This window comes from Methylobacterium sp. WL103 (genome assembly GCF_008039885.1).
GTDB lineage: Bacteria > Pseudomonadota > Alphaproteobacteria > Rhizobiales > Beijerinckiaceae > Methylobacterium > Methylobacterium cerastii.
In genome coordinates, this window is record NZ_VRUX01000080.1 from 1 (window position 1) to 11,888 (window position 11,888).

The window sequence follows — 11,888 nt, forward strand, 5'->3', positions numbered from 1 at the left end:
CCAAGAACGGCGCCAGCCACGTATCGAGCCCGTCCGTCCCCTCGCGATCCCGATCCATCGCCGCCCCCGAGCCATCCTCGGGCAGACAACGCATCACGACCCTTTAAAGTGCCCAGGTAGTGCTAGGAAGGCCAGGCCCTTGATGTCATGGCGCAGGCTGCTGGCTGTCGCGGTCGGAGTGAATTGCCAGAGACCGTCACGAAGGGTGGCTTAGTCGTTAAAGCTCTGCCCTACGAAGACCCTCAATCGACGGAACGGGTTACGGGCGACCGATCAGCACTGTTCTACTCGTCGCGCTTGAAGATTTCCGAAAGAACGGCTACGTTTCATAGGCTTCAACATTCCGACGCTAGATAGACAAATTGATAGACCAACTCATCGTGGCGGTGCGAGGAGGCCGGAATGCAGGACGTTGTTTCGGAGCAGACGAGTGATATTGATTATCCCGCCGCTAACCATCGCGAAGACCCCGGGGACGGCCTGCATCGCGCGCTTCGTCTCGCCATCGTGGATCTAATGCAGGTCAGCATCAATGCTCGATTCGCAGAATTCGAGTAGCGACGCGGGATATCCATGGATTCTATACGCCAACCTCCACAGGAGTACGCAGCTTAGCTAGCAGGGCCTTTGACCCCTTTGTCTAAGGGTGACGAACGTAGAATCTTTAACTGACTATTTGCTCATGGGAACGACGTGTCTTGCATCGAATTAAAACAAGATGTTAAAATTAATGGTCGGTTTTTTCGTATTTCCAAACGCGGGTCAGTCTCATGGCGCAGTACTATAATCGAGTCCAGGGTGAAAATTATTATTCTCTTTTGCAAAGATTTCATAGGGTGCTGGAACCTGCGACTTATCTCGAAATTGGTTCCCGCTCGGGCGAATCTGTTGCCCTATCCGCATGTTCGACTATTGCAATAGACCCAGGTTTTAACATTGCATCCAATGTGATCCGCACTAAGCCAACATGTCACTTCTATCAATGCACTAGCGATCACTTCTTTTCCAAATACGATCCCACCGCCATTTTTGGCCAACCTATAGATATGGCTTTTCTTGACGGGATGCATCTTTCGGAGTTCTTATTGCGAGACTTCTACAATACGGAGCGCCATAGTAAGAAAAATTCGGTCGTTATGATACATGACTGTCTGCCGGGCGAAGAGCTTATTTCCTTGCGGAGCTCTACGGACCCTCGCCGGGAAAGCGCGCAAAGACCTGACTGGTGGACAGGCGATGTTTGGAAGATACTGCCAGTCCTAAAAAAGCATAGAAATGACTTAAAAATTATTGCGATAGATGCCGATCCGACCGGATTGATTTGTATTACCAACTTAAATCCTTCAAGTAATGTACTTCGTGATGACTATAATAAAATTCTCACTGAGATGAATGAAGATCTTGATGGCGGCGCATTCGATAAGTTCTGGTCAGATGTGTCTATTGTGCCAACTAGTAATTTTCAAACAAAAGAAGATATCTGGAAACATTTCTGGATATAAAAAGGTGCTATACTCAACAATCTCTCGCAAGATACATTCTGATATCTCATGTTTGCAAGAGTGCGGCATTGCTGCCTTGTGCTAGCAAAAAATCATGCAGCTTCCAAGATGATGAGGTTTCTCCTGCGTTGCTTCAGGCTCGCGATGGCGTGGAACTACTCGCCCGTGAGTGTTGTTTGGTACGGCGGTGGAGGCGTAGGGTAATTACCCACCCCCGTAATCGTGAGGTTCAGGCGCCGACGGTTTTGAGGATGATGCGGAACGGGCTGGCGCCGGTGAGGCGCGCGGTATCGACGTCGGTGCAGATGGCGGCTTCGCCTTCGGCGGCCCACATCGCGCGATAGCCGTTGGTGATCTTCAACTGGACGACGGACGGGCGCAGCAGCCGCTCGGAGCCGTTGTTGGTGGGCTCGACTGCGCCGGGATGATCGAAGAAGACGAGGAGCTGATTGCGCGCCCGGCCGATCTTGGCTTGCAGGTCGCGGGTCAGGTCGCTGCGGCTCGGCGTGGCGAGGATGGCGCCGAGCTGGCGATCCAGGTTCCGGCGCTTGGCGGCCAGCGTCGAGGTGGCCAGATCAGTGACGTGTTCGGCCAGGGCGAACACGGATTGCAGCCTGAGGCGCAAACGCCAGAGTACGGGATCATCGCTGGTCTCGACGACGTAGGCGACGTTGCGGGCGAGATGGGCGAGGCAGGTCTGATGGGCGGCCGCATGGCCCTGCTGAGCCGTGTAGCGGTCCGTGATCCAAACCGCCGGACGATGTCCGTCAATCATCTCCCGCACCACGACCGCACCCCGCGTCGGCGAAGCCTGATGAACGACGGCCTCGGCCGAATGGAAGACCCAGTGGTAGGCGTTGCTGCCCTCGATGCGCACGCCGGTCTCGTCCGAGGCGACCACCGTAGCCCGGCGCAGGGTTGAGACGGCCTCCTCGCGGCCGGAGCGGAAGCGCCTCTGCGCGCGCTGGAGCAGGTTCATCAGGCCACCCTGGCTGAGCGTCAAGCCGAACAGGTCGGAGAGCGCCGCCTGCAGCCGCTCGTAAGACAGTGCCTGGAAGGTCTTGAGATAGGTGGCAACCGCATGCAGCCGTGGGCCGAAAGGTGTTCCCCGCGCCGCCTCCGGCACGGCTGCGACCACCCGCGTCCCGCAGGTCGGGCAGTGCATCGCCAGCCGTCGATGCTGGGTGACGGACGGCGCGACCTCCGGCAACTCGATCTGCTCGGAAACGCTCACGACCTCGGCCGACAGCGCCGCGTGTAGGTCGCCGCCACAGCACGAACAGTGATGGGACGATGGTCGACGACCGAACCGGGCTCGTCGCACATCACGCGGCTACGACCCTTATGACCGGGCTTCGATTGCTCCCGCCGCTCCTTGCGGTCCGTCGTGGGCGGCTCCAAAGACGTACGCGAGGTCTTCGTCGGGCGCTGCATCCGCAGCACCAACTCGATCAGCTCCTCGCGGCTCAGCCACTCAAGATCGCTTCGGCCCATCCTACGAGGGAGTCAGCGAAACCCAACCCGAACAAGGTGGGCAATTACGGCAAAGCCGCGGGCGGCGTCAGCTTGGTGAATATCACACGCAAACGCGTGCTCCTTTGAGGTGTCTGCTCATCCAAATCGAGAGCCATGGCTGACCCACCCGATTCTCTTCAACGCTCACAGCATCAAGAATTCACAAAACTGCTCGTTGCTGAAAGATATTTCCAGACGCCCTAGGGTCATGACTGACTATTATAGATTGCAAGATGTCGATGTGCGTATTCCCTCAATGAACAAATCGGCGGAATTTTTTCAATAATGTCCTTGCAATCGATACTTCCGCTGCAAATTTTTGATATTAAGTCTCGAAGACTAAGGGCATCACCAACACGGTAATTTAAACCCCCAAAACCCGGTCGAACTTTCTCTTGCATGCCACCAATTCCAGGACAAATTACCGGCTTGCCATATTTAAACGCCTCTTGAATAACAACGGGCGAATTTTCCCACCACACAGACCCCATCACCACCCAATCAACCCCTTCCATAAGCTGCTCAATCTCTCTTGGTTGATAAGCCCCGTGGAATGTAACAGATTTGCCGCACCGTTTTTGCAAATCTTGAAGTTCCTGCTTTAAATTCAGATCCAGCGTGTCCAGCCCTGATCCATATATATCTAACGATATTTTCTTCCGCGTTTTTTTTGGGAGGCTCGCGATCGCTCTGAGAATGACGTCCACTCCCTTAAACCGGTTGATCTGCCCAAAATAAGCAAGGCGGATATATTTTGAGAAATCTTCAAAAAGTTTTGGTACTATATTATAATCATTTGGGAGACCGTTTTCGATGCAAACAAACTTATTGCGCGATAATCCCCACTCTATATAGCGTTCCATTAAAAATCTGCTGGGTGAAACATATTGGTCGACTTTTTCAAGATGGGTCTTAATGAACATCTCTCTTAAAAAAAAGTCCTCTTTAGTAATCAGCGGAAAGCACAGAGAGCATTCACGCGGCGACGCTTGGTAGCACAGCCGTCCAGAAGTTGTAACCATTTGCCCGTAATTATGGCAAATGCCAATGAATTCATGGAAAGTAACAACGATTTTGACTTGCGGCAAAACTCGCTTGGCGCAATGGATTAGGTCTATTCCCAAATGAACATAGTGATGGAAATGGATTACGTTAGGAGAAATCTTGCGAAGTAATTCAGCGAGTTCGCCTCCATCGCTCAAGTCAATGCCTGATGATAAATTAAAATGGTTAGAGGAGGATCCGATTATATATTCACGCTCTTTGACAACCGAGAATAGGCAATTCGGATTGATAAGTTCTTTTCCGCCTCTAGCAACAAACCAAGCTTCACAATCTGGTTCGCTGCTAATCGCAGTATACAGATTGTAAGCTGAGATTTCACCACCGCCCTTGCTGAATTTTGGGTGGCCATGGCTGAATATAATTACGCGCATATCTTATATCCCCCGCGGATCTAAAAGTTCGTTATTCAAGATTTTTTTTGTAAATAACCAACTATTATATAAAGTGATAAGCATTCTATGATCTGCTATATTGGATAAATTCTGTGACTGCCGCTCTAAATGCCACATTCGACATGATGGTTGAATTAGTAGATTATAACCTTTGCTTCGAATCTTTAGACTAAAGTCGCTATCCTCGAAATCTCCGATTAAATACTCTTCGTCAAGTCCGCCAACCTCAAAATACAGATCCTTGCGGACTACAATACAGGCGGCCGTTAGCATGCTTGTCATGTATAATTCATAACTACCGTTCCAGGATGTTCCTTTATTAACATGCCTGTTTAATATAAATCCCGGCAAAGTACTTTCAACTTTAGCTTCCATGCCTGCATGCTGAATCGAACCATCATGAAAAGTCAACAACGGCCCAACAGCTCCAACTAGATCCGCATCAGAAAAGACTTTGAGTAACTGCGATGCCCAATCCCGTGTGTTCGGCATTACATCAGAATTCAATAGCATTATATAAGGAGCTCTCGCATGGGACGCAGCGATATTATTTGCTCCAGCGAAACCGAGATTGCAGTCATACCATATAATTTTAAAGCTAATTTGGTAAATATCGAACTGTGAGCTGGCTAATTTTATAAATTCAGTAATCGCATTTGGATCGTCAACCACGTAGATTATATCAAGTTCCCCAATAGTCATCTCTCGACTAAATTGAGCCATCTGGTATTGTATAAAATCGATGCGGCCATAAATAGGAATAATAACTGATAGCTGTGGGTCAGTATGAGCATTGCCAAAAACTTTTTGACTTACTTCTAATTTTTTTGGGGAGATTTTTTTTGATAAGGTTTTTATAGGTTGCCCAATCGATCTATCATATAAATCATATATCAGATGCCGATATTCATTTATAGCAGGCACGGAAGATAGTATCCTAAAAATACCTTTCATTCCGCACAGACGCTCGTTGTCGGGTTCAATTTTAAGCCACAGCTGACCTCTATGCTCGTCTTCTAAGCAAAGCGATACTGAGCCTAATAAATCTAGATTTATAGACGTATAGAAGACAAAGCCCGTCTGATTTCCAATATAAGGGTATTTATTGCTTAGACTTGCTTTGACATCTTTGCGTATTAATCGCGACGTAGTATCACCTACATCATATAAAATCTGCTTGTCGTCAACAAGCTTCAGTGTCGTTGCGCCATTAACCAAGTAAAACCAACCAAAAACTACCGCGCCATTCTGGCCGAGCGATAAGACCGCATCAATTGCGGCGGCTCCAACAGATAAATTCTCGACGTATTGAGAAATATCTGATGGAGCAAAATATCGGAAGTTAGCCAGACGGTCCGTTTGAATTTGAATCCTTTTAGACGTTTCGACAGCATCGTTTATATAAGTTAGTTCAATAAAGTATTGATCTTTTGGAGCGTTATCTATAGTAAATATGAACCCCACGTCGGTTTCTGATGTTTCACTGTAAACGGCCAGGACATCGGGCCTTGCGAATCGCTCAATACGGCCTCTTGTTTGATAATGTTTGCTTACTAAACTGATTGTATTTGCACCGATACTCCAGCCTTGAACAATAAGATATTGCCCTGATATGAAACTTATATTTTCTAACTTAATGACTATACGACATCCATCACTATTCATTCCGACAACAATTGGTAACATATCTGTGCTTAGTTGCGCGCGATCTTCGGCCATTTTTCAACCTCTGGAAGTGAAATTCTGTACAATCAAATCCTTAAAACACGCACCTCATAATTAATCCGGGTTTGCAGGTAGGCAAATAACTTAATAACACAACAAATATTTTATTAATAGCCCGGCATGCCCTTCACCGCTCTGCCCACAAACAAGGCGGTCTTAAAATTAAAATAAACACATTAATTGCGGATTTTCAAACTGTCAAACGGCCAACCAATTTTTAGATCTACTTGCAGGTAGGTTTGACCTGCCGAGCACGTGTGTTGGCTGCGTGGATTGCACCAAAAATTCCTTCAACTTATTTGAGGATCAATTGATAGCTAGAATTACGATCTTAGCTCGAATTTGGCCATCCGAGACGTGTCGACCGGACTTAGAGCGTCTAACAGAACCGTCTCCATTGGTTGAGTGCGACGAGGGCGCAGGCGGGGGTCGTGAAGGCGAGATGGATGTCGGCGCGGGTTCGTAGCGGATGACCAAGCGTCGGAATCGCGCCAGCCACGCCAGCGTACGCTCGACGACCCACCGGTGGCGGCCCAGGCGCTGACTGCTTTCGATGCCCCGGCGCGCGATACGCGGCTTGATTCCGCGAGCCCGGCACTTCCGGCGGCAACGGCGGTGATCGTAGGCTTTGTCGGCGTGCAGCTTGCCGGGCCTGTGCATGGGCGTCCACGGCGACCCGAGCGCACCGGCGGGATCGCGTCGAGCGTCGCGACGAGTTGGGTGCTGTCGTGAGTGTTGGCCCCGGTCAGCACGACACCGAGCGGCGTGCCGTGGGCATCGACGACGAGGTGGCGCTTCGTGCCCGGCTTGCCCCAGTCGGTCGGGTTCGGACCGGTCGCCGCCCCCTTTATGGATGGCCCGCCCCTCACTGGGCTTCACTGTTAGGTTTGCAGTGTGGCATACACGAGGGATGGAGCGGACCGATGGCCATTGCGATACTCGGGATCGATCTGGGCAAGAACAGCTGCAGCTTGGTGGGGCAGGATGCGACCGGTCGGGTCGTCCTGCGACGCTGGATGCGACGCGAGACGGTGATGACCTTTGGCGCGACGCTTCCGGCCTGCATCATCGCCATGGAGGCGTGCTGTGGCGCGCATCACATGGGCCGGGCGCTCGCGGCTCTAGGCCACACCATCCGGCTGATGTCGCCGGAATACGTGCGTCCCTACGTCAAGGCTCAGAAGAACGACGACCGTGACGCCGAGGCGATCGCGGAGGCTGCGACGCGTCCGACCATGCGGTTCGTCGCGCTGAAGTCGGAAGCGCAGCTCGACATGCAGACCCTGCACCGGGTGCGCGACCAGCTCTTGGGTGAACGCACGGCCCTGATGAACCAGATCCGGGCCATCCTGTTGGAGCGCGGCCACATCGTCCCGCAAGGACGTGCCAAGCTTGTTGCCAGCCTGAACACCCTGCTCGATCCCGACACCGCCGCGGACATCACGTCACGAATGCGCAGCCTCGTGGCCGACGTGCTGGAACGCTGGCAGTCCCTCGACGAACGCATCGCAACGCTCGATGGCGAGTTCGCCGAACAGGCCCGGACCGACGAGAGTGCTCGCCAGCTCGCGCTAACGGCTGATCTCGTGGCGTTGGCCGAGAAGTATGGGCCCTACGGCTACCGCAAGATCAGCGCGCTGCTGAAGGCGGCCGGATGGTTCGTCAACGACAAGCGTGTCGATCCTTCGGCAGGCTCAGCAACCATTAAGAAGGGGCTCAGTGTTGGTCCATGGTGTTCCGCGCTGGAGGACGGCGTTGGCGTAGGTAAGGAGCTTCCTGGCGCAGGCGGTGAGAGCCTTCTTGTGCGGTTTCCCGGCGGCGACCAGGCGTTGGTAGAGCTGGCATAGCGCTGCGTTCCAGCGGAAACTGGCCGGCAGGGCTGCTGCGTAGAGCGCGCGCCGCACGCTGGCGCGCCCACCAGCGATGCGGCGGACGCCCTTATGCGTGCTTGAGTCGTGATCGAACGGCGCCAGGCCAGCCAAGCAGGCGGCCTGCTCGCGTGAGAGTTGCCCCAGTTCCGGCATGTCGATTAGAAGGGTCAGCGCGGTGCGCCGGCCGATGCCCTCGACGCTTTCGATCAGGGACAGCCGAGCGGCCAGTGCGGGTGCGGCGTCGACCTCGGCCACGAGCCGCTTCATCTCGGCCTTCTACAAGCGCTGCAGCCGCTCGACTTCGCGGGTCTGCACCTTCCGCAACCGCGCATCGTGGAAGCTCTCCCGCCGCGTCTTGGCCCGCACGATGTCGGCCTCGATCTGCTCGATCCGGCGCAACGCCTCGCCCATCTGGGCGAGGCGAGGATCGAAGTCCGTTTGGCGTGCGGTGAGACCCGCGACGCACTCGGCGATCAGGCCGGCATCAAGCCGGTCGTTCTTGGCGCGCCGCAGCTTGTACTGCGCGAACGCCTGGACTTGACGGGGCTGGAGCAGGATCACGGCAAATCCCGCCGCACAGAGAGCCGCCACGATCAGCCGCTCGTATCCGCCCGAGGCCTCGATCCCGACCTTTGAGACCCGATGCCGGGTCAGGAAGGCCAGGAGGTCGCGATGGCCAGACCGCGTATTGTCGACCTGCAATGTTTCTCCGCCGGGGCGAAGGGCGATGTCGAGCTTGGCTTTGCCGGTGTCGATCCCGGCGATGATCATGTTATCCTCAGTCATCTTCGTCGATCCTGCCTCGTCTTCGAACCTTGGCTGTTCAGGCAACCATCCGGACCCGATGAAGAGGCCGTCCGCGATCCTGCTGAGCCTCATCCCCGAGAGGGATCCGATGAGGTCGATCCGACGGACGGCCGCCCGGTCCCGGATGGCCATCCGGGACCGGGCATCGCTCACGCGACACAGGCAGTTTAGCAAAAGCGCCTAAGACGAGGATGAGGGCATTTGGCGCCGTGAGGGTCTGAAGGTCAGCCAAGCAGCCCAAGCGAGGGCGGATCTGGGACAACGACGGCTCCTGCGTCCGTCTTCGCCCGGAACACCGCAATCACGTGTGGTCGTATGACTTTGTCGAGGCGCGCACGCATGACGGGCGCAAGATCCGGATGCTCAACGTGGTCGACGAGTTCACGCACGAATGCCTGGCGATCCGGGTCGCCCGTAAGCTGAAGGCAACCGACGTCATCGACGTGCTCTCGGATTTGTTCATCGTGCGTGGCGTACCTGGCCATATCCGTTCGGATAATGGCCCGGAGTTCGTTGCGAAGGCCCTCCAAGCTTGGATCACCGGCGTCGGAGCAAAGACGGCCTACATTACGCCAGGCTCGCCATGGGAGAATGGCTACGTCGAAAGCTTCAACGCGCGGCTTCGCGACGAACTCCTGAACGGCGAGATCTTCTACACACTCAGGGAAGCGCAGGTCGTGATCGAAAGCTGGCGACGTCACTACAACACCGTGCGCCCGCATGCCTCTCTGGAATACCAGCCGCCGGCCCCGGAGGTGTTCATGCCAGCCTTCTCCGCTTGGCCGGCTGCGCTCGCCCGACCAGCTACGCCGGCCAAGCTACCCGTGGCGGAGCGGCCCACCGTGCACTAACTTTACCCTTGGACCACCGCGTGGAGGCCGATCAGCGTTCGTCCGTCATCCAACGGAAGGTCACCAACGGCTACCGCGCGATGTGGGCCGCCGAAGGCCACGACGCCATCCGCACCATGGTCAATACCGCCCGCCTCACAGGCTGCAGTCCTTTTGGTACCATTCTCAAAACCGTCGGCGCCTGAACCTCCCGATTACAAGGGTTGGGTAATTGCCCGTGAACAACGGATGGCCCAGGAGTTGAAGTGTGTTAGTTTGCCATTCCAAATTAACCGCCGCTTGTCAAAAACCCTTACAAGATTGGACATCAGATGAACGCTTCTATTGAAATTAGAACCACCGAAAAGCCAGCCTTTCCGATGCCAGCCTCCATAAAAGACACATATAAATCAGTCGATCCAAGGGTCGCCCTCCACGACCACATGGCAACAAGTAATATTACGGCATATTACCAAGTAGGCGCGTCTGCTCTAACTATAATTCAAACAAGTATTGCTTTGGGATGCATGCCGGCCCCTGAGCAAATTCTTGATTTTGCATGCGGTGCTGGGCGCGTTACCAGATGGTTACGTGCGGCATATCCTGAATCTACCGTATCCGGGAGTGATCTCCGCGAGGCTGATATCGATTTTCACAGGAAAATTTTAGGCACTAACATGTGGAAGTCGGAAGAAAGAATTTCAAATATAAAACCACCGAATAAGTATGACCTGATCTGGGTTGGCTCGCTACTGTCACATTTGTCAGAGCAGGATGCACTTGCAGCTATGCATGCATTCATGAATTGGCTAAAACCGAATGGCATTCTCGTTGTATCGTTCCATGGCCGCCGAGCTCAGCTTGGCCAAACTATGCGTCAGGCACGATACATATCTGATAGTAAATTCAAGTTGATCGAACAGGATTATTTTGAAAAAGGATATGGCTACGCACCATATGATAACCAGCCGACATTAGGTATGTCATTAATAAAACCTAACTGGTTTTTTATGCTTGCTGAAAGCAAAATGGCCTGGAAGATTCTGGGGGTATTTGAGGCTGCCTGGGCCGATCATCACGACGTATGCACTATACAGAATAAGCCAGTCTGCGTTCCTATATAGGACGCAGTTTCATGAGACTCGGGCGATCCGTCTGATGAGGATCATGGCTGTGGCGAGGACGAAGAAGGCGAGCGCCGAGGGTGGTAGCCCCGTGTTCGCCCTAGGTCGTGAACCCATAACGGGTGGCACGGTTTGGGCGGTGGATTGTTGGTTTTCCGAATGGAGGACCGAGGATGGCCCGGTTTGACCTGACGGATGCGGAGTGGGCGGTGATTGAGCCGCTGCTTCCGACGGACGTGCTTGGCAAGGATCGGGTGGACGACCGACGGGTGCTGAACGGGATCTTCTGGCGACTGCGCACGGGTGCGCCGTGGGCCGACATCCCGGCCCGCTATGGACCCTACACGACCTGCGGCAACCGCTTCCGGCGCTGGCGCAAGCGCGGCATCTGGGATCGCCTTCTCACGGCCATGTCAAAGGCTTACGAGGGTGATCTGCAGATGATCGACGCCACCAGCGTGCGGGTGCACCAGCATGCGGCCTGCGCCAAAAAAAAGATGGCGGATCCGGTGGCATGGGTCGTTCGCGCGGCGGCCTGACGAGCAAGATCCACGCGCTGTGGATGCCGAGGGCCGTCCGGTCGCGCTGAAGATCACGCCCGGTCAGGCGCATGACGGGCGCTCGGCGGCCGACATGCTGGGTGGGTTGGGTGAAGGTCATGTCCTGCTGGCTGACCGCGCCTACGACAGCGACGCGCTGCGAGCGCGGATGGCCGAGCAGGGTGCGTCGGCGAACGTAAAGCCGATGCCCAACCGCAAGCAGGTCCTGGCCTTCAGCCCGTTCCTGTACAAGTACCACAACCTGGTCGAGCGCTTCTTCAGCAAGATCAAACACTTCCGGGCCGTCGCCACGCGCTACGACAAAGACCCGGACAACTTCCTCGCCAGCGTCAAACTCGCTGCCCTTCGCGTCTGGCTACGAACTTAATGAGTCCGCGATCTAGCACTACCTGGGCACTTTGATGTTAGAGGGCAGCCTGAAGCGCCTTCGGCAGTGTGGGCACAGGACGGGCGGAACGAGGCTGGCGAACAGCTGACCGATGATGGCCTGCCGCACG

At 54.4% G+C, this 11,888-nt stretch carries 7 protein-coding genes and 6 pseudogenes; 7 read left to right on the plus strand and 6 right to left on the minus strand.

Going from position 1 to position 11,888, the window contains the following annotated elements; translation table 11 throughout:
* The first annotated feature begins 402 nt into the window (after positions 1-402).
* Both FV222_RS29425 and FV222_RS07785 read left to right on the plus strand, forming a co-directional pair.
* Positions 403-558 (plus strand): hypothetical protein, encoded by a 156-nt coding sequence (locus FV222_RS29425; protein WP_187277257.1) that lies wholly within the window; start codon positions 403-405, stop codon positions 556-558.
* Between the two features lie 212 nt (positions 559-770).
* Positions 771-1,502, plus strand: coding sequence for a class I SAM-dependent methyltransferase (locus tag FV222_RS07785; protein WP_147813748.1), 732 nt, complete (start codon positions 771-773; stop codon positions 1,500-1,502).
* Positions 1,503-1,731: 229 nt separating this feature from the next.
* Here FV222_RS07785 and FV222_RS07790 read toward each other — a convergent pair.
* The 4 genes and pseudogenes from FV222_RS07790 to FV222_RS07805 all read right to left on the minus strand — a co-directional run.
* Positions 1,732-2,996: pseudogene (locus tag FV222_RS07790) on the minus strand (IS66 family transposase).
* A gap of 227 nt (positions 2,997-3,223) precedes the next feature.
* Positions 3,224-4,453, minus strand: a complete 1,230-nt coding sequence (locus tag FV222_RS07795; RefSeq protein ID WP_147813750.1) for a glycosyltransferase — start codon at positions 4,451-4,453, stop codon at positions 3,224-3,226.
* Between the two features lie 3 nt (positions 4,454-4,456).
* Positions 4,457-6,193, minus strand: a complete 1,737-nt coding sequence (locus tag FV222_RS07800) for a glycosyltransferase (RefSeq protein ID WP_147813752.1) — start codon at positions 6,191-6,193, stop codon at positions 4,457-4,459.
* Positions 6,194-6,578: 385 nt separating this feature from the next.
* Positions 6,579-7,047 (minus strand): annotated as a pseudogene (locus FV222_RS07805) (IS5 family transposase); the annotation flags it as partial.
* Positions 7,048-7,122: 75 nt separating this feature from the next.
* Here FV222_RS07805 and FV222_RS07810 point away from each other — a divergent pair.
* Positions 7,123-7,767 (plus strand): annotated as a pseudogene (locus FV222_RS07810) (IS110 family transposase); the annotation flags it as partial.
* A 126-nt stretch (positions 7,768-7,893) separates the two neighbouring features.
* Here FV222_RS07810 and FV222_RS31025 read toward each other — a convergent pair.
* Together FV222_RS31025 and FV222_RS31030 are read right to left on the minus strand one after the other, a co-directional pair.
* Positions 7,894-8,337 carry a transposase gene (locus tag FV222_RS31025; protein ID WP_348644933.1) on the minus strand — a complete coding sequence of 148 codons (444 nt, stop codon included), beginning with the start codon at positions 8,335-8,337 and terminating at the stop codon, positions 7,894-7,896.
* 9 nt (positions 8,338-8,346) lie between these two features.
* Positions 8,347-8,856 (minus strand): IS110 family transposase, encoded by a 510-nt coding sequence (locus tag FV222_RS31030; protein WP_246685371.1) that lies wholly within the window; start codon positions 8,854-8,856, stop codon positions 8,347-8,349.
* A gap of 220 nt (positions 8,857-9,076) precedes the next feature.
* Between FV222_RS31030 and FV222_RS07820 the strand changes: the two are divergent.
* The 4 genes and pseudogenes from FV222_RS07820 to FV222_RS07835 all read left to right on the plus strand — a co-directional run.
* Positions 9,077-9,728, plus strand: a pseudogene (locus tag FV222_RS07820) (IS3 family transposase); the annotation flags it as partial.
* 35 nt (positions 9,729-9,763) lie between these two features.
* Positions 9,764-9,913: pseudogene (locus FV222_RS07825) on the plus strand (IS66 family transposase); the annotation flags it as partial.
* A gap of 126 nt (positions 9,914-10,039) precedes the next feature.
* A complete protein-coding gene (locus FV222_RS07830; protein ID WP_147813754.1) occupies positions 10,040-10,831 on the plus strand; it encodes a class I SAM-dependent methyltransferase in 792 nt (263 codons plus the stop codon).
* A 173-nt stretch (positions 10,832-11,004) separates the two neighbouring features.
* Positions 11,005-11,758 (plus strand): annotated as a pseudogene (locus FV222_RS07835) (IS5 family transposase).
* Positions 11,759-11,888: the final 130 nt, after the last annotated feature.

Coding starts and splice junctions, on each gene's coding strand:
- FV222_RS07830 (WP_147813754.1), top strand. CDS start 10,040: ATGAACGCTTCTATTGAAATTAGAACCACCGAAAAGCCAGCCTTTCCG.
- FV222_RS29425 (WP_187277257.1), top strand. CDS start 403: ATGCAGGACGTTGTTTCGGAGCAGACGAGTGATATTGATTATCCCGCC.
- FV222_RS31025 (WP_348644933.1), bottom strand. CDS start 8,337: ATGAAGCGGCTCGTGGCCGAGGTCGACGCCGCACCCGCACTGGCCGCT.
- FV222_RS31030 (WP_246685371.1), bottom strand. CDS start 8,856: ATGACTGAGGATAACATGATCATCGCCGGGATCGACACCGGCAAAGCC.
- FV222_RS07785 (WP_147813748.1), top strand. CDS start 771: ATGGCGCAGTACTATAATCGAGTCCAGGGTGAAAATTATTATTCTCTT.
- FV222_RS07795 (WP_147813750.1), bottom strand. CDS start 4,453: ATGCGCGTAATTATATTCAGCCATGGCCACCCAAAATTCAGCAAGGGC.
- FV222_RS07800 (WP_147813752.1), bottom strand. CDS start 6,193: ATGGCCGAAGATCGCGCGCAACTAAGCACAGATATGTTACCAATTGTT.